General features: G+C 66.9%; 21 protein-coding genes. 4 read left to right on the forward strand and 17 right to left on the reverse strand.

The annotated features are described in order from the left end of the window. Nucleotides 1-63 precede the first annotated feature (63 nt). The 4 genes from ACK4MH_RS13595 to petA all read right to left on the reverse strand — a co-directional run bounded on the left by ACK4MH_RS13595 (nucleotide 64) and on the right by petA (nucleotide 4,635). Nucleotides 64-1,731: a M28 family metallopeptidase gene (locus ACK4MH_RS13595; RefSeq protein ID WP_409719268.1), complete on the reverse strand. Its 1,668-nt coding sequence runs from the start codon at nucleotides 1,729-1,731 to the stop codon at nucleotides 64-66. Nucleotides 1,732-1,881: 150 nt separating this feature from the next. Further along, on the reverse strand, nucleotides 1,882-2,757 hold the full coding sequence (locus tag ACK4MH_RS13600) for a cytochrome c1 (RefSeq protein WP_409719270.1): 876 nt from the start codon (nucleotides 2,755-2,757) through the stop codon (nucleotides 1,882-1,884). A gap of 5 nt (nucleotides 2,758-2,762) precedes the next feature. Further along, nucleotides 2,763-4,067 carry a cytochrome b gene (locus ACK4MH_RS13605; RefSeq protein WP_409719272.1) on the reverse strand — a complete coding sequence of 435 codons (1,305 nt, stop codon included), beginning with the start codon at nucleotides 4,065-4,067 and terminating at the stop codon, nucleotides 2,763-2,765. A 16-nt stretch (nucleotides 4,068-4,083) separates the two neighbouring features. Then, nucleotides 4,084-4,635, reverse strand: a complete 552-nt coding sequence (gene petA / locus ACK4MH_RS13610; protein ID WP_409719274.1) for a ubiquinol-cytochrome c reductase iron-sulfur subunit — start codon at nucleotides 4,633-4,635, stop codon at nucleotides 4,084-4,086. A gap of 194 nt (nucleotides 4,636-4,829) precedes the next feature. On the opposite strand from petA, the gene ACK4MH_RS13615 reads away from it, so the two are divergent. Then, nucleotides 4,830-5,285 carry a tRNA (cytidine(34)-2'-O)-methyltransferase gene (locus tag ACK4MH_RS13615; protein WP_409719276.1) on the forward strand — a complete coding sequence of 152 codons (456 nt, stop codon included), beginning with the start codon at nucleotides 4,830-4,832 and terminating at the stop codon, nucleotides 5,283-5,285. Here ACK4MH_RS13615 and ACK4MH_RS13620 read toward each other — a convergent pair. Beyond that, nucleotides 5,276-6,532, reverse strand: a complete 1,257-nt coding sequence (locus ACK4MH_RS13620; protein WP_409719278.1) for a dipeptidase — start codon at nucleotides 6,530-6,532, stop codon at nucleotides 5,276-5,278. The genes ACK4MH_RS13615 and ACK4MH_RS13620 overlap by 10 nt on opposite strands. Before the next feature lie 103 nt (nucleotides 6,533-6,635). Here ACK4MH_RS13620 and hemF point away from each other — a divergent pair, with 103 nt between their 5' ends. After that, a complete protein-coding gene (gene hemF, locus ACK4MH_RS13625; RefSeq protein ID WP_409719308.1) occupies nucleotides 6,636-7,517 on the forward strand; it encodes an oxygen-dependent coproporphyrinogen oxidase in 882 nt (293 codons plus the stop codon). Between the two features lie 164 nt (nucleotides 7,518-7,681). On the opposite strand, the gene ACK4MH_RS13630 is transcribed toward hemF, so the two are convergent. Continuing rightward, nucleotides 7,682-8,557 carry a LysR family transcriptional regulator gene (locus ACK4MH_RS13630; protein ID WP_409719280.1) on the reverse strand — a complete coding sequence of 292 codons (876 nt, stop codon included), beginning with the start codon at nucleotides 8,555-8,557 and terminating at the stop codon, nucleotides 7,682-7,684. 77 nt (nucleotides 8,558-8,634) lie between these two features. Here ACK4MH_RS13630 and ACK4MH_RS13635 point away from each other — a divergent pair, with 77 nt between their 5' ends. Beyond that, nucleotides 8,635-9,693: a YeiH family protein gene (locus ACK4MH_RS13635; RefSeq protein ID WP_409719282.1), complete on the forward strand. Its 1,059-nt coding sequence runs from the start codon at nucleotides 8,635-8,637 to the stop codon at nucleotides 9,691-9,693. Here ACK4MH_RS13635 and ACK4MH_RS13640 read toward each other — a convergent pair. Both ACK4MH_RS13640 and rlmJ read right to left on the reverse strand, forming a co-directional pair. Continuing rightward, nucleotides 9,690-10,418, reverse strand: a complete 729-nt coding sequence (locus ACK4MH_RS13640; protein WP_409719284.1) for a glutamine amidotransferase-related protein — start codon at nucleotides 10,416-10,418, stop codon at nucleotides 9,690-9,692. The genes ACK4MH_RS13635 and ACK4MH_RS13640 overlap by 4 nt on opposite strands. Before the next feature lie 22 nt (nucleotides 10,419-10,440). Further along, nucleotides 10,441-11,256 carry a 23S rRNA (adenine(2030)-N(6))-methyltransferase RlmJ gene (gene rlmJ / locus ACK4MH_RS13645; protein ID WP_409719286.1) on the reverse strand — a complete coding sequence of 272 codons (816 nt, stop codon included), beginning with the start codon at nucleotides 11,254-11,256 and terminating at the stop codon, nucleotides 10,441-10,443. Nucleotides 11,257-11,372: 116 nt separating this feature from the next. Between rlmJ and ACK4MH_RS13650 the strand changes: the two genes are divergently transcribed. Further along, the gene (locus tag ACK4MH_RS13650) at nucleotides 11,373-12,395 is read left to right on the forward strand and encodes a DNA topoisomerase IB (protein ID WP_409719288.1); all 1,023 of its coding nucleotides are present in this window, start codon (nucleotides 11,373-11,375) and stop codon (nucleotides 12,393-12,395) included. A 15-nt stretch (nucleotides 12,396-12,410) separates the two neighbouring features. Here the strand turns inward: ACK4MH_RS13650 and tdh are convergent, their stop codons facing one another. The 9 genes from tdh to ACK4MH_RS13695 all read right to left on the reverse strand — a co-directional run bounded on the left by tdh (nucleotide 12,411) and on the right by ACK4MH_RS13695 (nucleotide 23,935). Continuing rightward, nucleotides 12,411-13,451, reverse strand: a complete 1,041-nt coding sequence (gene tdh, locus ACK4MH_RS13655) for an L-threonine 3-dehydrogenase (RefSeq protein ID WP_409719310.1) — start codon at nucleotides 13,449-13,451, stop codon at nucleotides 12,411-12,413. Between the two features lie 207 nt (nucleotides 13,452-13,658). Then, the gene (locus ACK4MH_RS13660; RefSeq protein ID WP_409719290.1) at nucleotides 13,659-14,849 is read right to left on the reverse strand and encodes a glycine C-acetyltransferase; all 1,191 of its coding nucleotides are present in this window, start codon (nucleotides 14,847-14,849) and stop codon (nucleotides 13,659-13,661) included. 41 nt (nucleotides 14,850-14,890) lie between these two features. Further along, the gene (locus ACK4MH_RS13665; protein WP_409719292.1) at nucleotides 14,891-15,802 is read right to left on the reverse strand and encodes a DUF4232 domain-containing protein; all 912 of its coding nucleotides are present in this window, start codon (nucleotides 15,800-15,802) and stop codon (nucleotides 14,891-14,893) included. A 64-nt stretch (nucleotides 15,803-15,866) separates the two neighbouring features. Further along, complete coding sequence (gene mce, locus ACK4MH_RS13670) at nucleotides 15,867-16,289, reverse strand: methylmalonyl-CoA epimerase (RefSeq protein WP_409719294.1); 423 nt, start codon at nucleotides 16,287-16,289, stop codon at nucleotides 15,867-15,869. Further along, nucleotides 16,286-18,445 carry a methylmalonyl-CoA mutase gene (scpA, locus tag ACK4MH_RS13675; RefSeq protein ID WP_409719296.1) on the reverse strand — a complete coding sequence of 720 codons (2,160 nt, stop codon included), beginning with the start codon at nucleotides 18,443-18,445 and terminating at the stop codon, nucleotides 16,286-16,288. The genes mce and scpA overlap by 4 nt, the downstream gene beginning before the upstream one ends. Next, nucleotides 18,442-19,821 carry a methylmalonyl-CoA mutase family protein gene (locus tag ACK4MH_RS13680; protein ID WP_409719298.1) on the reverse strand — a complete coding sequence of 460 codons (1,380 nt, stop codon included), beginning with the start codon at nucleotides 19,819-19,821 and terminating at the stop codon, nucleotides 18,442-18,444. Before ACK4MH_RS13680 ends, scpA begins: the two co-directional genes overlap by 4 nt. Nucleotides 19,822-19,981: 160 nt before the next feature. After that, on the reverse strand, nucleotides 19,982-21,961 hold the full coding sequence (locus ACK4MH_RS13685) for an acetyl-CoA carboxylase biotin carboxylase subunit (RefSeq protein WP_409719300.1): 1,980 nt from the start codon (nucleotides 21,959-21,961) through the stop codon (nucleotides 19,982-19,984). Nucleotides 21,962-22,013: 52 nt separating this feature from the next. Next, nucleotides 22,014-22,403 carry a hypothetical protein gene (locus tag ACK4MH_RS13690; RefSeq protein ID WP_292150016.1) on the reverse strand — a complete coding sequence of 130 codons (390 nt, stop codon included), beginning with the start codon at nucleotides 22,401-22,403 and terminating at the stop codon, nucleotides 22,014-22,016. Beyond that, a complete protein-coding gene (locus tag ACK4MH_RS13695) occupies nucleotides 22,400-23,935 on the reverse strand; it encodes an acyl-CoA carboxylase subunit beta (protein ID WP_409719302.1) in 1,536 nt (511 codons plus the stop codon). The genes ACK4MH_RS13690 and ACK4MH_RS13695 overlap by 4 nt, the downstream gene beginning before the upstream one ends. Between the last annotated feature and the right edge of the window lie 162 nt (nucleotides 23,936-24,097).

The following is a 24,097-nucleotide window of genomic DNA, read 5'->3' on the forward strand; positions in this document are numbered from 1 at the left end:
CGACAGGGACCAACGACGAAAGGGCGGAGACACATCCCCGCCCCTTCTTTTGATTTCTACGACTTAGCGGCGTTCGGACGCCGAGGTTTCCCGCGCAGGCGCGAACTCCGACCCCGGCTTCCATTGCGGCCAGTCGCGGCCGTTCGCCAGGGCGCGGCCGACATCATAGAAGACCGTCAGGTCCTCGATCATGCCGCGATAGTCCCAGTCCGGCGACCATTCGTCCGCCGCCTGGTGATAGCGTTTGGCGCCATATTCCGCCCGCGCAGCCTCGCGCTCAGCGATCGGCGCGTCGCGGAAGTCGCCCCGGCTGCCGGCATAGGCCATCGGCACGCCGCGCTTGGCCAGGGGGAAGTGGTCCGAGCGATAATAGGTGCCGGCCGCGTTCTCATAGTCGGGGACCAGGCTGCGGCCCTGCGGCTGGATCGCCGCCGCCAGACGCTCGTCGAAGTCCGACTGGCCATAGCCGGTGACGCCCAGGCCGGTGACGCGGCCATAGACGTTCATCGAATCCATATTGAACCCGCCCACGGTCTTGGCCAGCGGATACACCGGATTGACGGCATAGTATTCCGAACCGAGCAGGCCGCTTTCCTCGGCGGTGAAGCTGATGATCACGATGGACCGTTCGGTGCGCGGCGCACCGCCGAACATCCGCGCCAGTTCCAGCAGCCCTGCCGTGCCCGAGGCGTTGTCGACCGCGCCGTTGAAGATGCGGTCGCCCGTCGCGTCCGGCTCGCCCATGCCGATATGGTCCCAGTGGGCGGTATACAGCACCGTCTCGTCCGGATGGGTCGTGCCCGGCAGGCGGGCGATGACATTGTGGCTGGTGACCTGATTGGTCGCCACGTCGAACTCGGTCGAGAAGCCCGCGCCGGGCAAGGCGACGGGCTGGAAGTCACGGCTGCGCGCCTGGACCTTCAACGCTTCGAAATCGAGGCCGGCGCGGCGGAACAGATCGACCGCCACATCCCGCTGGATCCAGCCCTCCATCGGCACGCGCTCGGCCGCCGCATTCTGGCGCAGGATGTCGAACTGCGGCACGCCCCATGAGTTGGCGACCGTCGCCCAGCCATACGAGGCCGGCGCCGTCTCGTGGACGATCAGCACGCCCGCCGCCCCGTGTTTGGCCGCCTCTTCGTATTTGTAGGTCCAGCGGCCGTAATAGGTCATGGCCTTGCCGCCGAAGGTGTTCAGCGCCGGCTCTTCGAAATCGGCGTCGTTGACCAGCACGACCAGGATCTTGCCGCGCAGGTCCTGGTCCTTGAAGTCGTTCCACTGGCGCTCGGGCGCATTGATGCCGTAGCCGACGAAGACCAGCGGCGCGTCCTTCAGGCTGACATGCTCGGCCGGGCGGCGGGTCGAGATGGCGACCTCGCGCCCCTGCGTCATCGGCAGGGTCCAGTCGCCCAGCTTCAACGAGGCCTGGACGTTGGACTGGACGAAGCGGTTCAGCACGACGTCCTGCGTCCACTGACCGTTCGGCCCGCCGGGCTCGAACCCGGCGGCGGCATAGCCTTCGCTCAGATAGCGCACGACCTTCTCTTCCGCCGGGGTGGCGATGCCGCGCCCCTCATAGCTGTCGTCCGACAGCGTCTTGATGTCCTGCGAAATCCGCGCGGCGTCGAAGACGGGAACGGTATGGACGGCGCCGGGATTGGGCGCGGTCGCGCAGGCGGACATGGCGGCGCCGGCCAGAAGCACAGCCGCGAACGAAGAGACAAGACGCATGAACAGTGGCCCCACAGCCGTAGATGATGACCGACCCTAGGCGGCCAAGCCCACCGTGTCGATTCCGTGTCCTGGACCATTCGTCGCAAACGAAAAAGCCCGCCGAAGCGAACTTCGACGGGCTCAAGATTTCGGGCTGGCGAGGTTCCCTTAGTGGGCGACGCCCTTCCAGATCCGGCGATAGCTGGCGTAGGTCAGGCCCGCGAAGATCAACAGGAAGATCATCACGCCGAACCCGGCCTGCTTGCGTTCGACCATCTTGGGTTCCGACGTCCACGCGATGAAGGCCGCAACGTCTTTGGAATACTGATCCAGCGTCTGGGGCGAGCCGTCGTCATAGGTGACCTGGCCGTTTTGCAGCGGCGCGGGCATGGCGATGAAACCGCCAGGCGGGACATGGCCCTTTTCCTTGTCCCAGAACGGCGTCAGATCGCCGGCCATATAGGGGTTGTAGTGCTGGCCATCGCGGATCTGCAGTCCCGCCGGTGCGGCCCGGTAGCCCGACAGCAACGAGTAGATGTAGTTGGCGCCGTCGTGACGGGCCTTGGCCATGACCGACAGGTCGGGCGGCGCGGCGCCGCCGTTGCCCGCCGCCGCCGCGGTGGCGTTCGGATAGGGAACGCGGAACTTGTCGGCCGGGGTGGCGTCCCGCAGAATCGGCTCGCCGGTTTCGCTGTCGATATCCGGCACCTGGTTCTCGGCGGCCAGAGCCTTGACCACCGGGTTGTCGTTCGGGTTCGGATATTTCGGATTCCAGAACGGACCATGACGGTCGCCCAGGTTCCGATAGTGCATCAGGTTCATGCCGTGACAGGCGGCGCAGACCTCCTGATAGACCTTGTAGCCGCGTTGCAACTGGCCCTGGTCATAGGTTCCGAACGGCCCCTCGAAACTGAAACCGCCCGAGCGCGGGTGGGCGGCGGCGCCGGCCGCCATGGCGGGGGCGGCGGCGCTGATCAGCCCCAGCGCAACGGCCGCCGAGGCGAGGATCGTCTTGATCGACACGGTCTTCATTCCAATCGTCATGCCCCTCAGCCCTTCTGCTCGACGGCGTCCGCGCCGGTCAGGACCGGTTCGGAGATCGTCGCCGGGATCGGCAGCGGCTGCTCCTTCAATCCGACCAGCGGCATGATGATCAGGAAGAAGGCGAAGTAGTAGAGGGTGAACACCCGCGTCAGCCACAGATAGGAGTTCAGGTCGCCGTCGATCAGGGTGAAGGTCTCGAACGACCCGATCACCGGCGCGTCAGGCAACTGACCGCCGCACCAGCCCAGCCCCACGCCCACCACCAGGAAGATGATGAAGAAGGTGCGCATCGTCGGGCGGTAGCGCATGGAGCGCACCTTGGACGTATCCAGCCAGGGCAGGACGAACAGCACGCCGATGGCGCCGAACATCGCCACCACGCCGCCGAACTTGTCCGGGACGGCGCGCAGGATCGCGTAGAAGGGCAGCATGTACCACTCGGGCACAATGTGCGCCGGCGTCTGCAGCGGGTTGGCCGGGATGTAGTTGTCGGCGTGGCCCAGGGCGTTCGGCTGATAGAAGACGAAGATGGCGAACAGGATCAGGAACAGGATGATCGCGAACCCGTCCTTGACCGTGAAATACGGGTGGAAGGGCAGCATGTCCTTCTTCGCGCGATCCTTGGGGATCAGGATGCCGACCGGGTTGTTCTGACCGGCCGCGTGCAGCGCCCAAAGGTGCAGTACGACGCAGCCCAGGATGGCGAACGGCAGCAGATAGTGCAGCGAGAAGAAGCGGTTCAGCGTCGCATTGTCGATCGCCGGTCCGCCACGCAGCCAGATCAGGATCGGCTCGCCCAGCACGGGGATGGCGCCGATCAGATTGGTGATGACCTCCGCGCCCCAGAACGACATCTGACCCCAGGGCAGGACATAGCCCAGGAAGGCGGTGGCGATCATCAGGAAGAAGATCACACAGCCGATGATCCAGATCATCTCGCGCGGCGCCTTGTAGGAGCCGTAGTACAGCCCCCGCAGCATGTGGAGATAGACGGCAATGAAGAACATCGACGCGCCGTTGGCGTGGACATAGCGGATCAGCCAGCCGCCGTTGACGTCGCGCATGATGCGCTCGACCGAGGCGAAGGCCAGGTCCACGTTCGGCGTATAGTGCATGGCCAGAACGATGCCGGTGATGATCTGCGTCATCAGGCACAGGGCCAGGATGCCGCCGAAGGTCCACCAGTAGTTCAGGTTCCGCGGCGTCGGCAGGGACATGTAGTCCGCGCCGAAACGGATGATGGGCAGCCGGGTGTCCAGCCACTTCTCGACGCCCGTTTTCGGGACGTAGGTGCTCTCGTGATCGCTCATGATCCCCCCTTGGTCCTCAACCGATCTTGACGCGGGTGTCGGACGTATATTCGTAATCCGGCACAACCAGGTTCAGGGGCGCAGGCCCCTTTCGAATGCGACCGGACGCGTCGTAGTGCGAGCCGTGGCAGGGGCAGAACCAGCCGCCGTAGTCGCCTGCGTTGAACGTGGGCACGCAGCCCAGGTGCGTGCACGAACCGACGACGACCAGATAGGGCTCGTGACCGGCCTTGGTGCGTTCGGCGTCGGTCTGCGGGGGGCTGCCGACGGCGCCCTCCGACTGGACCTTCTGAATTTCGGCTGGCGTGCGATAGCGCACGAACACCGGCTTGCCCTGCCATTTGATCACGACCTGCTGGCCCTGCTGAACCTTGGTCAGGTCGAACTCGATCGAGGCCAGGGCCAGGGTGTCGGCCGCCGGGTTCATCTGGTTGATCAGCGGCCAGGCGATCATTGCGCCCGCGCCGACCGCCGCAGCGCCCGCCGCGATGTGAATGAAGTCCCGACGATTGGGATCACCGCCCTCTGGGCTGTGAGTGTCTTCCGTATGCACGACCGATTCGGCCACGTTTCCACCTCTCGAACGCCGCGGAAGAAGCCCAGGAGCTTCTCCCAGCCACGGCACGAACCAACAAAAGACGCCGGAAATCCCCGACGGCCCGAGACTTGCGCCCTTTGGACGCAAGCTGCTGACGTTTCTTGCGAAACGCTCGCAAACAGACCGCGACAAACCCCCTCGCCGCGCGTATGTCAGGCCTTAGAATGCGTCTCGCCCTTTTTCAACCTGACATTCCTCAGAACGTCGGAGCCTGCATCCGATTGTCGGCCTGTTTCGGCGTCGATCTGCACGTGATCGAGCCGACCGGCTTTCGTTTCGACGACCGCGCCATGAAGCGTGCGGCCCTCGATTACGGCCCCTTGTCGCACATGACCCGTCACGCCGACTGGGAGGCTTTCCAGGCGAACCGCCCCGTCGGGCGGCTGGTGCTGTTCACGACGCGCGGCGCCACGCCCCTGCCCGACTTCGTCTTCCAGCCTGACGACGTGCTTCTGTTCGGCAAGGAGAGCGCGGGCGCCCCCGACTATGTCCACGCCGCCGCCGACGCCCGCGTCGTCGTGCCCCTGCGCCCACAGGCCCGTTCGCTGAACCTGTCCGTCACCGCCGGCATCGCCCTGTGGGAAGGCCTGCGCCAGACGGGCGGGGTCGGTCAGTCCTGAACCGCTGGCTCCAGCCGCGCCATCGACGGACGTTCGCCGGCCTTTGACGCCGCCACGGCCTCGACGGCCCGCATGACCCGCAACAGGTTCTCGCCGGCGATCTTGCGGATGTCCGCCTCGGTCCAGCCCGCTGCCATCAGGGCCGCCAGGATGCGCGGATAGGCGTCCACCCCGCCCATGCCTTCGGGCAGACTGCCGATACCGTCGAAGTCGGCACCCAGGCCGACATGGTCGATGCCCGCGACCTCGCGCACATGCTGAATGTGCGCGACGACGTCGGCCATGGTCGCCTGGGGCGTCGGATTGGCGGTAGTCCAGGCCGTCAGCCCGGCCTCCACCGCGCCGGGATCGCCGGGGTTCAAGGTCTTGAGCCGCGCCTCCTCGCCGGCCTTGGCGCCGTTCCACGCCCGCACCGCCTCGGACACGAAGCCCGGCGCCAGGTTGATCATCACGATCCCGCCGTCCTGGGGCATCATCCGCAGCACCCGATCCGGCACATTGCGCGGATGGTCCGTCACCGCCCGCGCCGACGAGTGGGAAAAGATCACCGGCGCGTCCGAGACCCGCATGGCGTCCACCATCGTGTCCTCCGACACGTGGCTCAGGTCCACCATCATGCCCAGCCGGTTCATCTCCTTGACCACCTCTTCCCCGAAAGGATTCAGCCCGCCCCATTTCGGCGCGTCCGTCGCGCTGTCGGCCCAGGTCGTGGTCTTGGAGTGGGTCAGGGTCATGTAGCGGGCGCCGGCCCGATAGAATTCGCGCAACAGGGCCAGCGAATCATTGATCGAATAACCGCCCTCCATCCCGATCAGGCTGGCGATCCGGCCAGACGCGAACACGGCGTCCACCTCGTCGGCGGTCTCGGCCAGGCCAAAGGTCTCGGGATGCGCGGCGATGATCCGCTTGGTCGTATCGATCTGTTCGAAGGTCTCTTCGACCGCCTCGCGCGGCGTCAGGCTGGCAGGCACATAGACCGACCAGAACTGACCGCCGACGCCCCCGGCCCGCAGTCTTGCGATGTCGGTGTGCAGCTTGGTCGAGGCTGCCAGGTTCTTCGTCAGATCAACGGCGTAGACGTCGTTTCCATATTGCTGTCGCAGCGCCCACGGCAGGTCGTTGTGCCCGTCGATTAGCGGCGTGGTCTTCAGGATGCCCAGCACCTGCGCCTCGTCTGCATCCTGAGCCTGGGCCGCTCCCGCCAAGGCAAGGGCGGCGACAGTGACGAAGAGAAAACGACGGATCATGGGCGGGCTTCCTGAAAACGGCAGGCGGCCATTAGCGCCTGCGATTCCGTCTATGACAACCTGTCCGGATGACGCCGCCGCCGCGACGTGGTTCAAGCGCGCCATGAGCGACGCCGTCTTCTCCGATCCGCTCGACCTCAAGAAGGTCGAGACCCGCGCCTGGTTCGAACATCTGCGCGACCGCATCCACGCCGCCTTCGAGGCGCTGGAGGACGCGGCGCCGGCAGACCTGTTTCCCGGCGAACCCGGCCGGTTCGTCCGCACGACCTGGGACCGCGCGGAAGGCGGCGGCGGCGTCATGGGGATGATGCACGGTCGCCTGTTCGAAAAGGTCGGCGTCCACGTCTCGACCGTGCACGGCAGCTTCCCGGCCGACTACGCCAAAAACGTGCCCGGCGCCGACGTCGATCCGCGCTTCTTCGCTACGGGGATCAGCCTGATCTGCCACCCGGTCAGTCCGCGCGTGCCGGCGGTGCATATGAACACCCGCTTCATCGCCACGACCAAATGCTGGTTCGGCGGCGGCGGCGACCTGACGCCGGTGCTGATGGCGGATCGTCGCCAGGACCACCCCGACACCATCGCCTTCCACGCCGCCATGCAGGCCGCCTGCGACGCCCACGACCCGACCTGGCACGCCAAATACAAGGCCTGGTGCGACGAGTATTTCTACCTGCCCCACCGCAAGGAGCCGCGCGGCACCGGCGGCGTCTTCTACGACCATCACGACAGCGGCGACTACGACCGCGACTTCGCCTTCACCCGCGACATCGGCCTGGCCTTTCTGGACGTCTATCCCCGCATCGTCGCCGCCCGCATGGCCGAGCCCTGGACGGCGGAAGAGCGCGAGGAACAGCTGATTCGACGCGGCCGCTACGTCGAGTTCAACCTGCTCTACGACCGCGGCACCATGTTCGGCCTGAAAACCGGCGGCAATGTCGACTCGATCCTGTCGTCCATGCCGCCGACGGTGAAGTGGCCCTAGGTCAGCCTCCCTCTCCCGGTGGGAGAGGGCTTGAGCACCCGAGAGCGTAGCAATCGGCCTTTGTGCGAAAGGGTGAGGGGTTACGCTGGGCGACGCGATCAGCACCGTAACCCCTCATCCGGCTCTTCGAGCCACCTTCTCCCTCTGGGAGAAGGAAGCACGCTTCACCCCATCGCCTCCACGAACACGTCTCCTGCCCGGCTGCGATACCGCTCCCTGTGCCTCAACAGCCGAAACGGCCGCTCTGGCAGGGTGAAGGGCGCCGTCACCAGCCGGCCGGCCGCTACCGAAGCATAGGCCACGCTTTCCGACAGGGCCGTCGCCCCCGCTCCTGCCTCGGCCGCCGCCAGCACGGCCTCGTTCGAGGGCAGGGTCATCGATACCGACAGGGTCGCAGGATCGAGCCCCATGTCCCGCACCGCCGCCTCCAGCGTCGACCGCGTGCCCGAGCCTACTTCGCGCAACACCCAGGGCTGGCCCGCCAGATCCTTCGCCTCCAGCCGACGTCGCGTCGCCCACGGATGGTCCGGCGTCACCAGCACGGCCAGCCGATCCGACCCCACCTGGACCTGGGACAGGGCCGGCTCGTCCACCGCCCCCTCGACCAGGCCGATCTCGGCCGCGCCGCTCAGCACGGCCTGGGCCGCCTCGCGCGTATTGCCGATCTCGACCGCCAATTCGACGCCCGGATAGGCTCTGTGGAAATCCACCAGCCGGCGCGGCAGCCAGTAGCTGGCGATGGTCTGGCTGGCGAACACCGCCAGCCGCCCGCGCCGCAGGGCGCTCATGTCCGCCAGCGCGGCCTCCGCCGCCGCCGCACGCGCCAGCACGGCTTTCGCTTCGGGCAGGAAGGCCCGGCCGGTTTCGTTCAGGACGACGCCCCGCCCGACCCGATCGAACAGCCGCACGTCATGCTCCGCCTCCAGCGCCGCCAGGGCGTTGGACACCGCCGACTGCGTCAGGTTCAGCGCCCGCGCCGCCGCCGTCACATGGTCGCGTTCAGCCACGGCCACAAAGATGCGCAGGCGTTCCAAGGTCACGATTGATCTCCAAATCGGATTGAAACGACCATAACTATCCGTTGGACCGCCGTCGAGAGCGGGCGCATTGCCCGCACATGAAGTCCGCTGCCCTGCCCTGCCCCGCACAGCCGCCAAGCCTGGCGTCGGCGTCGGCGTTCGGGCGCACGATCCGGCCGGGCGTCATGCTGTGTCTGCTGGTGACCCTGGCCGCCATCGGCCTGACCAGTATCGAGCGCGACGTCATCGGCCATGTCTGGCTGGAGCCGCTGGTGCTGGCCATCTTGCTGGGCGCCGCCGTCCGTACGGCCTGGACGCCGGATGTACGGTTCAAGGCCGGCATCGACTTCTCGGCCAAGACCCTGCTGGAGGTGGCGGTTGTCCTGCTGGGCGCCTCGGTCAGCGCCGCGACCTTGTCGTCTCTGGGCGTATCTTTCGTCGTCGGAATCCTACTTTTGGTCGTCGTCGGAATCGTCGTCGGTTTCGGCGTCGGCCGCGCCCTGGGACTGAACCCGCGCATGGCCCTGTTGGTCGCCTGCGGCAACGCCATCTGCGGCAACTCCGCCATCGCCGCCGTCGCGCCCGTCATTGATGCCGACGGCGAGGAGGTCGCGGCCTCCATCGCCTTCACCGCCGTGCTGGGTGTGATCGTGGTCCTGGCCCTGCCCTTGTTGGGCGGCCTGATCCATCTGAACGGCCTGCAATACGGCGCCCTGGCCGGCCTGACCGTCTATGCCGTGCCGCAGGTCCTGGCCGCCGCCGCCCCGTTCGGCGCCGTCGCCACCCAGACCGGCACGGTGGTCAAGCTGGTGCGCGTGCTGATGCTGGGACCGGTCATCCTGGCCCTGTCCCTGATCTTCCGCGACCGCGCGCCGACGGCGGCCAAGCCGGGGCTTGCCCGCCTGCTGCCGTGGTTCATCGTCGGCTTCCTAGTAATGATCGCCCTGCGCTCGTTTGATCTGATCCCGCAGACCGCCCTCGCGCCCATGGCTGCCGCGTCCGGCCTGCTGACCATCGTCGCCATGGCCGCCCTGGGCCTTCAGACCGACATCCGCGCCGTCGCCCGCGCTGGCGGCCGCGTCGTCTCCGCCGTCATCCTGTCACTGGCCGCCTTGGTGGGGTTGGCGCTGGCGCTGATCCGGCTGTTGGGCCTCTAGATCCCGCTGCCGTAATCCTCGACCGGCGGCGTCAGCAGCAGGAAGGCGCGGATCCAGGCCGTAAGCACGGCCCGGTCGTTGGGTCGCTTCAGACTGTCGATCGCCTCGTCCGCCACCGGGTGCGGAATGCGTGTCCCGCGCCGTCCCTCGATCAAAGCCGCCGCATAGTCCGGCTGGAACTCGGGGTGGCACTGAAACGAGATCGCGTCCTCTCCCCAGGCCAGACCGGCGTAGGGGGTGAAGCCGCTGGAGGCGATCACCCGCGCATCGTCCGAAATCGCCGTCACCTGATCCTGATGCGACACGGGAATGGCGATCGTCCGCGCACGCGGATGCATCCAAGGCTCGTCGACGCGCACGTCATAGCGATGCAGCCCCACACCCCAGCCCTTGTCGGACTTCTCGACCGCTCCACCGAAGGCATGGGCCAGCGCCTGATGTCCGAAACAGATGCCGACCAGACGCGTGCGTCCGCGCGCCGCCCTCAGCCACTCCACCAACTGCGGAATCCACGGCAGATTGTCATAGACCCCCGCCGCAGACCCCGTGACAATGGCGCCCTGGAACGCCGACGGATCGTCCGGCAAATGCCCCGACTGCACATCGAACCGCGTCGTCGCCACGCCCTCGCCCAGCAGCGCCCGGAACCGCGCCGGATAGTCGTCGTAGTCGTCCTTCAGATGCTCCGGCGGATGTCCGGTTTCCAGAATGGCGATGCGCGTCATGCGACCAACCTAGTGACTGCGGTCAGAAGGTCCAGACCTCGGCCCGTCCGCCGGCCTCGCCCAGGGCGCCGGCGACCCAGCCGCAGACTTCGTTCGCGGCGGCCTCGGCGCCCTCTGGCGGATTGACCACCACCAGGGCGCAGCCGTTCATCTTCATCGGATTGGTCAGCGGCCTCAGCCGCGCCTCCGCGACCAGGATCGGCCCCGCCTTGCCTTGCAGCCGCCGGATGAAGCCGTCGAAGGTCTCCAGATCCTTCAACGGGGTCCAGATCGCCACCGTCGCCGTGGGGTCGCGCTTCACCACTGTAATCGCAGTCTCGGCCGAGCGGACATAGTCGTCGGGCTTCTCGAACGGCGGGTCGATCAGCACCAGCGGCCCGCGCACCTTGGCCGCCTCCGCGACCACCTCTGCATAGCCGTCGCCCTCGCGCGCCTGAGCATTCGTCCGTCCAGCCAACGCCTCCGCCAACATGGCCCGAACCGGCGGGTTCAGCTCGAACCCGACATAGCGGCCACCGTCCTTCAGCGCTTCAGCGATCAGCAATGGCGACCCCGGATAATATCGCACGCCGCCGTCAGGATTGATCGCCGCCACCTCGGCCGCCAGCGCATCCATCAGCGGCGTCCGGCCGTCCGCCGTCATCAGCCGCGCCACCCCGGCCTCGGCCTCCTTCGACCGCGTCCCGTCCCCCGAAAGGTCGTACAGCCCAGCCCCTGCATGGGTGTCGAACACGGTCAGCGGACCTGTTTCCTGACGCGCCTTCACCAGCCACAGCACCAGGGCGTGTTTGAGCAGGTCGGCGAAGTTTCCGGCGTGGAAGCTGTGGCGATAGTTCATGCCGCCTCGTCTCCCGCTCCGTTCCTGTCGTCAAGCGGAACTCGCCGCCCCGGCCCCGCGTTCGTCGCTCGTCTTCGGCAAGCGGCTGAAAGACCAATGAAAAGGAAACGCGGCGGATGGCCGACGGATCGCACGCCTTCGACATCGCCGTCGAGGTTCCGCAAGGGCTCAGCTATTGCAGCGACGAGTTCGCGGGCCTGAGCCGTCGCCGCGCCGGCAAGGGCTGGTCCTACAAAGACGCCAAGGGCAAGACGATCAGCGACCCCAAGGTCCTGGCCCGCATCCGCGCACTGGCCATTCCGCCCGCCTGGACCGACGTCTGGATCTGCCCCAAGGCCAATGGCCACATCCAGGCCACCGGCCGCGATGTGAAGGGCCGCAAACAGTATCGCTATCACAACGACTGGAGCACGGCGCGGTCCGAAAACAAGTTCGACAAACTGCCCGCCTTCTCCCGCGCCCTGCCCAAACTTCGCGACAAGGTCGAGCACGATCTGAGCCTACGCGGCGTCTGTCGTGAGAAGGTGCTGGCCACCGCCGTGCGCCTGTTGGAGATCACCCTGATCCGCGTGGGCAACTCCATCTACGCCAAGCAAAACCGCAGCTACGGCCTGACCACCCTGCACAAGCGCCATCTGGAGGTGGACGGCTCGGCCCTGACGTTCGAGTTTCGCGGCAAGAGCGGCAAGGACCACAGCGTCAGCGTCAAGGACCGTCGCCTGGCCCGCGTGGTGCGCGAGCTGGAGGGCTTGCCGGGCCAGCAACTGTTCAAATACCGCACGGCGGACGGCGAACTGTGCCCCGTCGATTCCGACGACGTGAACGAATACATCCGCGAAGCGATGGGCGAGCAGTTCTCGGCCAAGGACTTCCGCACCTGGGCCGGCACCGTCTCGGCGGCACGGGCATTGCGAGACACCGAAGCCCCGACCTCGCCCACCGACGCCAAGCGAAAGATCACCGTCTGCGTCAAGGCCGTCGCGGGCCTGCTGGGCAACACCCCAACCGTCTGCCGCGTCTCCTATGTCCACCCCAAGGTCTTCGCCCTGTTCGAAAGCGGCGAAATCACCGGTGTCTTGCCCGGCTCGGAGACCAAGGGTTTCGAAAAGGCGTTGATCAAACAGCTGCTTGCGGTCTGATCAACGTCCAAGGCTTCAGGCGGCCTTGTCCCAGTCCAGCACGACCTTGCCCGACTGGCCCGACTTCATGGCCTCGAAGCCTTGTTGGTAGTCGGCATAACTCAGGCGGTGGGTGATCAGCGGGCTGAGGTCCAGACCGGCTTTCAACAGGCCCAGCATCTTGCGCCAGGTGGTGAACATCTCGCGGCCGTAGACGCCCTTGATGGTCAGGGCCTTCAGGATGATGGCGCCCCAGTCGGTTTCCATCGGCTTGCTGGGAATGCCCAGCATGGCCATGCCGCCGCCCATGATCAGGGTGTCGACGCACTGTTTGAAGGCGATGGGCGACCCCGACATCTCCAGCGCCACGTCGAAGCCGACCTTCAGGCCCAGTTCCTTCATCACGTCGTGGATGTCTTCCTTGGTGGTGTTCACGGTGCGAACGCCCGGCGCCACCTTCTGGGCCAGCTCCAGCCGGAAGTCGTTGATGTCGGTCAGGACCACGGTGCGCGCGCCCGCGTGACGGGCCACGGCGGCGGCCATCATGCCGATGGGACCGGCGCCGGTCACCAGGACGTCCTCGCCCAGCAGGTCGAACTGCTGCGCCGTGTGCACCGCATTGCCGAACGGGTCGAGGATCGAGCCGATCTCATAGGGCACGTCGTCGGGCAGTTCGATCACGTTGAAGGCCGGGGCCACCACAAACTCGGCGAAGGCGCCCTGGCGGTTGACGCCGATGCCGCGCGTGTGCGGGTCCAGATGGAAATGACCGGCGCGGGCGGCTTCGGAGTTCAGGTCGATGACATGCCCCTCGGCCGAGACGCGCTGCCCGATCTTCAGCGGGCGATCCACGTCCTTGCCGATGGCGACGATCTCGCCGGCGAACTCGTGGCCGGTGATCATTGGGGTCGGGACATTCTTCTGGGACCACTCGTCCCAGTTCCAGATGTGGATGTCGGTGCCGCAGACGGCGGTCCGGTGCACCCGGATCAGCACATCCTCCGGCCCCGCCTCGGGGATCGGGGCGTCGATCAGTTCGAGGCCGATGCCGGGTGCGGTCTTGGCCAGGGCTTTCATCGTGTCGGTCATACCGTCTCTCCTACAACCTGATCCCTCTCCCAGCGGGAGAGGGCTTGAGCGCCCGAGAGCCCATCGGGCGATCGGACTTGCGCGAAAGGGTGAGGGCCGCGCCTCAACCGGGGCCACCCGACCCTGACCCTTTCGCCTTGCGCATCGCTTCGCTCTGCGAGGCTCAAGCCCTCTCCCAAGGGGAGAGGGAGAAAACTAGATGACGCCCAACTCCCGGCCCGCCTGCGTAAACGCCGCAACCGTCCGGTCGATCTGCTCGAACGAATGCGCCGCCGACATCTGTGTGCGGATACGGGCCTGGCCGCGCGGCACGACCGGGAACGAAAACCCGATCACATAGACGCCCAGTTCCAGCGCGCGCGCGGCGAAATCCTGCGCCAGCTTGGCGTCGCCCAGCATGACCGGGATGATCGGATGTTCGCCGGCCAGCAGGGTGAAGCCCGCATCGGCCATGGCGTTGCGATAGCGATGGGCGTTGGCCGACAGGCGGGTGCGCAGAGCATCTCCCTCCGAACCTTGCGCGATGCGGATGGCCTCCAGGCTCGACCCGCACACCGCCGGCGCCAGGGCGTTGGAAAACAGATAGGGCCGCGCCCGCTGTTTCAGCAGTTCGACCACCGACTTCCTGGCGCAGATGAAGCCGCCCATGGCGCCGCCCAAGGCCTTGCCGAATGTGCCGGTGACGAAATCCACCTCGACCCCGTGATAGGCGAAGGAGCCCTTGCCTTGCGGACCCAGGAAGCCCGTCGCGTGGCAGTCGTCGACCATGATCAGGGCGTCGTATTTGTCGGCCAGCGCCCGGATCTCATCCAGCTTGGCGATATAGCCGTCCATCGAGAAGGCGCCGTCGGTGGCGATGATGATGTCGCGCGCGCCGGCCGCGCGGGCCTCCTTCAGCCGGGTCTCCAGCTCGTCCATGTCGGAGTTGGCGAACCGATAGCGTTTGGCCTTGCACAGCCGCACCCCGTCGATAATCGAGGCGTGGTTCAGGCTGTCCGACACGATGGCGTCGTTCTCGCCCAGCAGGGGTTCGAACAGGCCGCCATTGGCGTCGAAGGCGGCGGCGAACAGGATGGCGTCCTCGAAGCCGAGATAGCCGGCGATGGCGGCTTCGAGCTCCTTGTGGATTTCCAGCGTGCCGCAGATGAAGCGAACCGAGGCCGTGCCCGCCCCCCACTTCTGCTGCGCCGCGATCCCCGCTTGGGTCACGCGCTCGTCGCCCGCCAGACCCAGATAGTTGTTGGCGCAGAAGTTCAGCACGTCGCGGCCGGCGACCTGGATCACCGGGCCTTGGCGCGAGGCGATGATGCGTTCGGGCTTGGTCAGGCCCTGGGCGTCGATCTCGGTCAGTTCACCGGCGACGCGGTCATAGAATGTCTGAGTCATGGCCGCGACCTACGCCGATTTCCGATCCGTTTCCACCCGCATCAGGTCGCAGGTTCGGGGTCCGCTTCGGCCCGGATCGGGCTGACGCGGATCTTGCCGCCGCACGGCTGGAACTCGAACGGCAGGCTGATCGCGGCGGTGTCGCCCGGCGCGGTCACACGCAGGGTCGCCACGCTGGGGCAGGACTTCTGCATCGTCTCGTCCGGGACCACATTCCAGGCCGTTTCGAAATAGGCCTTGGCCTGGGGCGCGACTTCGACCGGCGTCGGCGCCTGGCCCTGACGGAAATAGCTGCCGGGGCTCTGGTCGGCGCGGATCGAGGTCACGGGGCGACCCCGCGCATCCTGCAAGGTCACGCCGGGATAGCCGGTGAGGCTGCACGCCTGCGTCCCGACGTTCTGAAGGCTGAAGTTGCGAACCCGATTGCCCGCGCCGGCGTCACCGCCTTCGGCCGCCAGCTTCAATTGCGGTCCCTTGCAGGGCATGGAGGCGGGCAGAACGCCGCCAGGCGCAGGCGTGGGGGTCTGACCGGGGATGGGGAGCGGTCCCGGCGTCACGTCAGCGCCGGGGATCGGACGCGAACACCGCTCCAGCACCGCCACGCCGGTCGTGCCGTCCGGGCCGAGGCGGCTCAGCGTGCCGCTTTCCTGACCGTCGCGGGTCGCGGTCCACCATTCCACGCCGGCGCCCAGATAGCGGGCGCCGCTGGCGGCCTGGACCGAGCGCAGGGCGTAGGTCTGCTGCTTGTAGGCCAGTTGCGCGGTGTCGCTGTCGACGTACTGGACCTGAAGCGTCGCGCCGCTTTCGCAGGCGTAACCGACCGACGGCGCATTGGACGCCGGCGCCGCCTTCGGTTCGACCGGGGCGCTCGGTTGCTCCGGCTGCGGCTGCTGACAGGCGGAGACGCCGGTCAGGGCGGCGATGGCGACAAAGGCGGTCAGGCGGCGCATCATGGTCAAGTCTTTCCCGTTCGATCAACCCAACGGTCAAGCTGGCGAAAGGCTCCGCCGCCGAACCTCAGTGGTCGCCTTTCGGCGTCTCCATCAGCTCGATCAGCACCCCGCCCATATCGCGCGGATGCAGGAAGACGACCGGCGTCCCATGCGCCCCGATACGCGGCTCGCCCGTGCCCAGGATCGTCACCCCCTTGGCCCGCATCTCGGCGACGGCGGCGTGGATGTCGGCGACCTCGAAACAGACGTGATGCTGGCCACCCTTGGGATTCTTGGCCAGGAAACCGACGATGGGGCTGGTCTCGTCATAGGGTTCGATCAGCTCGATCTGGGCCGTCGGGGTGTCGATGAAACAGACCTTCACCCCTTGCGCGGGCAGGTCGAACGGCTCGCCGATCTTCGTGGCGCCCAAGACGTCCCGATACAGTTTGATCGAGTCCGCGATGGAGGGCGTGGCGACCCCCACATGGTTCAGGGCGCCGATCATGACTTGTCCTTTGCAGGCGCGGGCTGGGCGTAACCCAGACGCTGGTTCAGCTTCTCGATCAGGTCCACCGCCGTGTCGGCGACGGCCGAACCGGGCAGATAGACGGCGGCGGCCCCCATATCGAGCAGGGGCTGGACGTCGGACGGCGGTATGACGCCCCCCACCACGATCATGATGTCGGGCCGGCCCAGCTTCTCCAGCTCGGCCTTCAGTTCCGGCACCAGGGTCAGGTGGCCCGCCGCCAAAGACGAAGCGCCCACCGCATGAACCCCCTTGTCCACCGCATCGCGCGCGGCCTCTGACGGGGTCTGGAACAGGGCGCCGGCGGTGACGTCGAAGCCCAGGTCGCCATAGCCTGTGGCGACCACCTTCTGGCCCCGGTCGTGCCCGTCCTGGCCCAGTTTGGCGATCAGGATGCGCGGCGGCCCGCCGTCGTTCTCAACGAAGGTCGCCACCATCTCGCGGGCGCGGGCGAAGCGGGGGTCATTGCCCGCCTCCTTGGCGTAGACGCCCGATACGGTCTGCACCGTCGCCACATGCCGGCCGAAGGCGGCCTCCAGCGCGTCGGAGATTTCACCCACCGTCGCCTTGGCCCGCGCCGCCTGCACCGCCAGCTCCAGCAGATTGGCGCTCCGACGCGCGCCCTCAGTCAGGGCCGCCAGCGCCGCATCGGTCGCCGCCTGGTCCCGCTCGGCCCGCAGCCGTTTCAGCTTGTCGATCTGGGCCGCCAGCACCGCCGCATTATCGACCTTCAGCATCGGAATATCGTCGACGACGGGGTTCAGATATTTGTTCACCCCGACCACCGTCTGCTGGCCGGTGTCGATCCGGGCCTGGGTCTTGGCGGCGGATTCCTCGATCCTCAGCTTGGGAATCCCGGCCTCGATGGCCTTGGCCATGCCGCCCAGGGCCTCGACCTCGGCCATATGGGCGCGCGCCCGTTCGGCCAGTTCGTGCGTCAGCCGCTCGACATAGAAGCTGCCGCCCCACGGATCGATGACCTTGGTCAGCCCCGTCTCCGACTGCAGCAGGATCTGGGTATTGCGGGCGATCCGGGCCGAGAAGTCGGTCGGCAGGGCCAGGGCCTCGTCCAGCGCATTGGTGTGCAGGCTCTGCGTCTGCCCGCCCGCCGCCGCCATGGCCTCGACCATGGTGCGGGGCACATTGTTGAACACGTCCTGCGCCGCCAGGCTCCAACCGGATGTCTGGCAGTGAGCGCGCAGGCTCAGCGACTTGGGATCGACCCCGCCCTCCTTGCGCACCGCCTCGGCCCACAGCAGGCGGCCGGCCCGCATCTTGGCCACCTCCATGAAATAGTTCATGCCGATGGCCCAGAAGAAGCTCAGCCGCGGCGCGAACCGGTCGATCGGCATGCCCGCCGCGACGCCCGCGCGCAGATATTCGATCCCGTCCGCCAAGGTGTAGGCCAGCTCGATATCCGCCGAGGCCCCAGCCTCCTGCATATGATAGCCGCTGATGGAGATGGAGTTGAACTTCGGCGTCTCCTGCGCCGTCCAGGCGAAGATGTCGGCGATGATCCGCATCGAGGGCTCGGGCGGATAGATGTAGGTGTTGCGAACCATGAACTCCTTCAGAATATCGTTCTGAATGGTCCCGGTCAGCTTGGCGTGCGGCACGCCCTGCTCTTCCGCCGCGACGACATACAGCGCCAGGATCGGCAGTACCGCCCCGTTCATCGTCATCGACACCGACATCTGGTCCAGCGGGATCCCGTCGAACAGGGTCCGCATGTCATAGATGCTGTCGATGGCCACGCCCGCCATGCCGACGTCGCCCTTCACCCTGGGATGGTCGCTGTCATAGCCCCGGTGCGTCGCCAGATCGAAGGCGATGCTCAGCCCCTTCTGCCCCGCCGCCAGATTGCGGCGATAGAAGGCGTTCGATTCCTCGGCGGTCGAGAAGCCGGCGTACTGACGGATGGTCCAGGGATTGCCCGCATACATGGTCGGATAGGGCCCGCGCACGAAGGGCGCGAACCCCGGCAGCCCGTCCTGGTGATCCAGCCCCTCCAGCGCCGCTGCGCCGTATCCGGTCTCGACCGTCAGACCCTCGGGCGTCAGCCACGGCTCGCGCGTCGGCCCCTGCCCGGTCGCGTCGAGGTTCAGGGCGATCTTGCTGAAGTCAGGGAAACTCATTGCGCCGCCTCCTCGAAGGCCGCGGCGAAGCGGATCGGCGTCAGGGGTTCGCATACCCGGTCGACCGACGACGGCGCCGCGTCAGCCGCCTCGACCGGGGCCGGCCGCACGTCCGCATCCACATATTTGGTCACGCCGATGATCTGGGCCGCGCCGTTCTTCAGCGCCGCCTCGCGCAGAGCCCGAGCGCGGGCGATGCGGGGCTGGATCACCGACCCCTTCAGGGCCTCGACCAGACCGCCCTCGGCCTCGATCATCTGGAACTCGGCCCAGCCGGCCTCGGCCAGATCCCGCGTGCGGGCGTCCAGATACCAGCTGCCCGCCGCCGGATCGTCGACCCGGCCCAGATTGGCCTCTTCCATCAGCACCAGCTGGGTGTTCCGCGCCTGCCGCCTGGCGAAGGCGTCGGACCGACCGGTCGCGCGGGTGAAGCCGTCCAGCACCACCATGTCCGCCCCGCCGACCGCGCCGGCAAACCCCGCCGCCGTCAGCCGCAGCAAATTGGGCCAGGGATCGCGCGCCGCCAGCATCCGCCGCGACGACCGAGCCTCGATCACCGCCGGCGCCTCGACCCCGAAGGCCCGCGTCAACGCCGCCCAGATCAGCCGCATGGCCCGCACCTTGGCCAGGCTGTCGAAATATTCCGCATCGACCGACAGGCCGACCACCGTCCCCCTCAGCGCCGCCTCGACCGACATCCCGGCGTCCACGGCCGCCTTCGCATGGGCCACCACGCTGGCGGCCGCAAAGGCCAGCTCCTGGGCCGCCGATCCGCCCGCCTCGTGCGCCACGCGCCCGCTGGCCATAAAGAAGGTCGCGTCGGGATAGGCCCCCGCATGCCGCGCCGCCGTATTGGCCGCCAGGCTCAGATGCTCTTCCACCGAACGCGGCGCCCCGCCCGCCTCGGCGAAGGCCGAGACCGGGTCCATGTGGAACCTCAGCTGGGCGCGCGGCGAGCCCTTGGCCACGACGGCCAAGGCATTGGCCGCATCCGGCCCGTCGATCCCGGCGTCCAGCGCGACCGGCGCCAGCTCCAGCGCCACGCCCTCCAGCGCCCGCCCCAAGGGCGCGGAATCCGCCAGCACCCCGCCCTTCAGCACCACCGAGGCCGCGCCGTTCTCCAGATCGGTCAGGACGGCGGCGTTGACCGCCTCGGGATCATCCCCCTCGACCAGGGTCCGCAGATCCCAGGCCCGGCCTTCAGAGTCGGACGGACGCGGCGCGAAGATGGGCTGCACCCCGCTCGCCCCGGCGTACAGCGGCCGGGTCACCAGCTGGTCCGCGTCTAGGGACATCAGCGCCTCGATCGGCCGATCCTTCAACGCCTTCTGGGCCGCCTCGCGCCATTCGAGGGGCGTGGGGATGGGGAAGCTCATGCGAGCTCCTCCCCGCCCGTGCGGCGTAAAGAGCCCCTCCACCGCTTCGCGGTCCCCCTCCCCACTGCGTGGGGAGGAGACGGATCACCTCCCTGTCTCCTCCCCATGAAATGGGGAGGTGGATCGACGCGCAGCGGCGAGACGGAGGGGCTCTTCCGCATCACCCGAACTCCACCAGCACGTCATCCGCCGCCACCGGATCCCCGTCCTTGGCCCCCACCGCCTTCACCACCCCGTCGCGCTCCGCCTTCAGGATGTTCTGCATCTTCATGGCCTCGATGATCGCCACGGTCTCGCCGGTCTTGACCTCCTGGCCCACCACCACCGGGATCGACACCACCAGTCCCGGCATCGGCGACAGCACCAGTTTCGACGTATCCGCGACCGCCTTCTCCGGCAGGCGCGCATACAGTTCGGCGACGTGCGGCCGCAGCACCCGCACCCGCGCCCGCGCCGCGCGGTGGCGGATGTCGAAGCCGTCGGCGACGCGCTTGACCTCGGCGGTGAAAGCCTCGCCGTCCAGCTCGGCCTTGAACTGGGCCAGGCCCGGCCGCCAGTCGATGTCCGACAGGCGGATGTCGCCCCCGCCCGTCAGGGTCAGGATCATCTCCTCGTCCTCGTCATAGGACAGGCCGACGCCGTGCGGCGTCTTGTCGATCATCACGATCCAGTCGGTGCGGTCCGACGGGTCGCCGTCCTGTTCAGCGATGACCTCGTGCATGGCGAGCGCCGAGGCGATCAGGATCCGCTCCTGCGCCACCGTCGGGCGCAGGCCGTGGAAGCCGTCCGGAAACTCGTCCTTGATATAGCTGGTCGACAGATTGCCCGACTTGAACCGATCCTGATCCATCACCGCCGCCAGGAAGGGCACATTGTGGCCCAGGCCCGACAGGTGGGTGTCCTCCAGCGCCCGGGCCATGCCCGTCACCGCGTCCTCGCGCGTCTCGCCCCAGGCGCACAGTTTGGCGATCATGGGGTCGTAGAACATGCTGATCTCGTCGCCCTCGCGGACGCCGGAATCGTTGCGAACGGTGTAGTCCCCTTGGTCGCCTTCCTCGGGCTGCTCATAGCGGACCAGCCGCCCGATGGACGGCAGGAAGCCGCGATACGGGTCCTCGGCGTAGATCCGGCTCTCGATGGCCCAGCCGTTGATCGACAGGTCCTTCTGTTCGAAGGCCAGTTTCTCGCCCCAGGCCGAACGGATCATCTGTTCGACCAGATCGACCCCGGTGATCAGCTCCGTCACCGGATGCTCGACCTGCAGGCGGGTGTTCATCTCCAAGAAGAAGAAGCTCTTGTCCTGACCGGCCACGAACTCGACCGTGCCGGCGCTGTCATAGTTGACCGCCTGGGCCAGGGCGACGGCCTGCGCCCCCATGGCGGCGCGGGTGGCCTCGTCCAGCAGGGGCGACGGCGCCTCCTCGATGACCTTCTGGTTGCGGCGCTGGATCGAACATTCGCGCTCGAACAGGTGAACCACATGGCCGTGCTTGTCGCCCAGCACCTGGATCTCGATGTGGCGCGGATCGATGATGAACTTCTCAAGAAAGACCCGGTCGTCGCCGAACGCGTTCAGCGCCTCGGCCTTCACCGCCGCAAACCCCTCGGCCATGTCGGCGTCCGAATGGGCCACGCGGATGCCCTTGCCGCCGCCGCCGGCCGAGGCCTTGATCATGATCGGATAGCCGATCTCGTTGGCGATCTTGACCGCCTCCTCCGGCGTCTCGATCAGCCCCATATGCCCCGGCACGGTCGAGACCCCCGCCTCGGCCGCCAGCTTCTTGGAGCTGATCTTGTCGCCCATGGCCTCGATGGCCTCGGGGTTCGGCCCGATAAAGGCGATGCCCTCATCCCTCAGCCGCCGCGCGAACCCGGCGTTCTCGCTCAGGAACCCAAAGCCGGGATGCACGGCCTGCGCCCCCGTCTGGCGCACCGCCTCGACGATCTTGTCCGCCAGCAGATACGACTGCGCCGCCGGCGCCGGCCCGATCAGCACCGCCTCGTCGGCCATCTCGACCGCCAACGACCCGGCGTCGGCCTCCGAATAGACCTGCACGGTCTTGATGCCCATGCGGCGGCAGGTCTTGATGATCCGAACCGCGATCTCGCCCCGGTTGGCGATGAGGATTTTGGAGAACATTACAGGATCCTACCGACAGCTTGGATGCGTGGTGAATAACCATTTGAGAGCGTCAATCGAGCAACCCCCAAGTGAATGGAGCATTTTCAGTAATGGCATCGACCATCAGCACATGATCTGACGCACTGCTTGGCCAATTGCCTGCGAATACGGATTGGCCGTTCGAAAAGCGCAGCTCGTAGACGCCGTTGTGATGCTGAATTTCCATGAGATTGGTTCCGATCATCGGGCCGATCACTGGAGCAAATACATAACCATGAACGTCACTTCCGACCGTTGGACTCGAAGTCGAAGACAACCATCCGCTCCAACTGATCCGATATCGGTGCATTTCACCAGACAGTTCCAACCAACCTTGGAACATGCCGATGCCCACCCAGTCGAACCGAGCATCAGCCAGCGCGGCATTGACCTCCGCAAGGAACTCAACGTCGCAGGTCACAGCGGAATATTATCGTGCTTCTTCCAGGGGTTCTCCTGGACCTTGTTCTTCAGCGTCCGCAGCGCCTTCACCAGCCGCCGCCGCGTCCCGTGCGGCATGATGACGTCGTCGATATAGCCCAGCCCCGCAGCCACGAACGGATTGGCGAACCGGTCCTTGTACTCCGCCTGGCGCGCGGCCAGGGCGGCCGGGTCGCCGGCCTCCTTGCGGAAGATGATCTCGACCGCCCCCTTGGCGCCCATGACCGCGATCTCGGCGGTGGGCCAGGCGTAGTTGACGTCGCCGCGCAGGTGTTTCGAACTCATCACGTCATAGGCGCCGCCATAGGCCTTGCGGGTAATGAGCGTCAGTTTCGGCACCGTCGCCTCGGCATAGGCGAACAGCAGCTTGGCACCGTGTTTGATCAGGGCGCCGTATTCCTGCTTGGTCCCCGGCATGAAGCCCGGCACGTCCACCAGGGTCACCAGCGCAATGTCGAAGGCGTCGCAGAAGCGCACGAACCGCGCGGCCTTGCGGCTTGAATCGATGTCCAGCACGCCCGCCAGCACCTGGGGCTGGTTGGCGACGATCCCGACCGTCTGGCCGTCCAGCCGGCCGAAGCCGCAGATGATGTTCTTGGCGAAGTCGGCCCCGATCTCGAAGAAGTCCGCCTCGTCGACCACCTTCAGGATCAGCTCCTTCATGTCATAGGGCTGATTGGGATTGGCCGGGATCAAGGTGTCCAGCGACGGCTCGTCCCGTTCCGGCTCGTCATAGCTCTCGCGCACCGGCGGCTTTTCGCGGTTCGACAGGGGCAGGAAGCCGATCAGGCGGCGCACCTCCGACAGGGCCTCCAGATCATTCTCGAACGCCCCGTCCGCCACGCCCGACTTGCCGGCATGAACCCGCGCCCCGCCCAGGTCCTCATGGCTGACGACCTCGTTGGTGACCGTCTTCACCACGTCGGGGCCGGTCACGTACATGTAGCTCGTGTCCTTCACCATGAAGATGAAGTCGGTGATGGCCGGCGAATAGACGTCGCCCCCCGCGCACGGCCCCATGATCACGCTGATCTGGGGAATGACGCCGCTGGCCAGGGTGTTCTGCAGGAAGATGTCGGCATAACCGGCCAAGCTCTCCACCCCCTCCTGGATCCGCGCCCCGCCGGCGTCGAACAGGCCGATGATCGGCGCGCCGGTCGTCAGGGCCATCTTCTGCAGCTTGACGATCTTGGCCGCATGCGCCCCCGACAGGCTCCCGCCGAACACCGTGAAATCCTTGGAGAAGACATAGACCAGCCGCCCGCCGATGGTGCCACGCCCCGTCACCACCCCGTCGCCGGGGATGCGTTGCGTCTCCATGCCGAAGTCGTGGCTGCGGTGTTCCACGAACATGTCGGTCTCCTCGAACGAGCCCTCGTCCAGCAGAACGTCGATGCGTTCGCGCGCCGTCAGCTTGCCCTTGGCGTGCTGTGCGGCGATACGCTTTTCCCCACCGCCCAGTTTGGCGGCGGCGCGACGACGCTCCAGTTCTTCAAGGATGGCTTGAGTCATGATCGGTTTAGGCCTCGTGTTCCCTGCGAAAGGCGTGGCGCCTTCATCGCAAATTGGCAAACGCAACTTTGCAAAAGGTGCGGAACTGCGCGGACTTGCAAAGGCGGCGACGATGAACTGCAAACTTGCGAATGGCTGAGAAGCTTTTTCTGGGCGCCAAAC

The sequence above is a fragment of the Brevundimonas sp. genome (assembly GCF_046295075.1).
In the GTDB taxonomy this organism is placed as follows: Bacteria; Pseudomonadota; Alphaproteobacteria; order Caulobacterales; family Caulobacteraceae; genus Brevundimonas.

What these genes read in the sequence shown, in the direction of transcription:
- tdh (WP_409719310.1), bottom strand. Translation starts at nt 13,451, where the DNA reads ATGAAAGCCCTGGCCAAGACCGCACCCGGCATCGGCCTCGAACTGATC.
- ACK4MH_RS13605 (WP_409719272.1), bottom strand. Translation starts at nt 4,067, where the DNA reads ATGAGCGATCACGAGAGCACCTACGTCCCGAAAACGGGCGTCGAGAAG.
- ACK4MH_RS13640 (WP_409719284.1), bottom strand. Translation starts at nt 10,418, where the DNA reads ATGACGCGCATCGCCATTCTGGAAACCGGACATCCGCCGGAGCATCTG.
- rlmJ (WP_409719286.1), bottom strand. Translation starts at nt 11,256, where the DNA reads ATGAACTATCGCCACAGCTTCCACGCCGGAAACTTCGCCGACCTGCTC.
- ACK4MH_RS13620 (WP_409719278.1), bottom strand. Translation starts at nt 6,532, where the DNA reads ATGATCCGTCGTTTTCTCTTCGTCACTGTCGCCGCCCTTGCCTTGGCG.
- ACK4MH_RS13600 (WP_409719270.1), bottom strand. Translation starts at nt 2,757, where the DNA reads ATGACGATTGGAATGAAGACCGTGTCGATCAAGACGATCCTCGCCTCG.
- scpA (WP_409719296.1), bottom strand. Translation starts at nt 18,445, where the DNA reads ATGAGTTTCCCTGACTTCAGCAAGATCGCCCTGAACCTCGACGCGACC.
- ACK4MH_RS13695 (WP_409719302.1), bottom strand. Translation starts at nt 23,935, where the DNA reads ATGACTCAAGCCATCCTTGAAGAACTGGAGCGTCGTCGCGCCGCCGCC.
- mce (WP_409719294.1), bottom strand. Translation starts at nt 16,289, where the DNA reads ATGATCGGCGCCCTGAACCATGTGGGGGTCGCCACGCCCTCCATCGCG.
- ACK4MH_RS13635 (WP_409719282.1), top strand. Translation starts at nt 8,635, where the DNA reads ATGAAGTCCGCTGCCCTGCCCTGCCCCGCACAGCCGCCAAGCCTGGCG.
- ACK4MH_RS13680 (WP_409719298.1), bottom strand. Translation starts at nt 19,821, where the DNA reads ATGAGCTTCCCCATCCCCACGCCCCTCGAATGGCGCGAGGCGGCCCAG.
- ACK4MH_RS13660 (WP_409719290.1), bottom strand. Translation starts at nt 14,849, where the DNA reads ATGACTCAGACATTCTATGACCGCGTCGCCGGTGAACTGACCGAGATC.
- ACK4MH_RS13665 (WP_409719292.1), bottom strand. Translation starts at nt 15,802, where the DNA reads ATGATGCGCCGCCTGACCGCCTTTGTCGCCATCGCCGCCCTGACCGGC.
- hemF (WP_409719308.1), top strand. Translation starts at nt 6,636, where the DNA reads ATGAGCGACGCCGTCTTCTCCGATCCGCTCGACCTCAAGAAGGTCGAG.
- ACK4MH_RS13615 (WP_409719276.1), top strand. Translation starts at nt 4,830, where the DNA reads ATGCGTCTCGCCCTTTTTCAACCTGACATTCCTCAGAACGTCGGAGCC.
- ACK4MH_RS13595 (WP_409719268.1), bottom strand. Translation starts at nt 1,731, where the DNA reads ATGCGTCTTGTCTCTTCGTTCGCGGCTGTGCTTCTGGCCGGCGCCGCC.
- ACK4MH_RS13650 (WP_409719288.1), top strand. Translation starts at nt 11,373, where the DNA reads ATGGCCGACGGATCGCACGCCTTCGACATCGCCGTCGAGGTTCCGCAA.
- ACK4MH_RS13685 (WP_409719300.1), bottom strand. Translation starts at nt 21,961, where the DNA reads ATGTTCTCCAAAATCCTCATCGCCAACCGGGGCGAGATCGCGGTTCGG.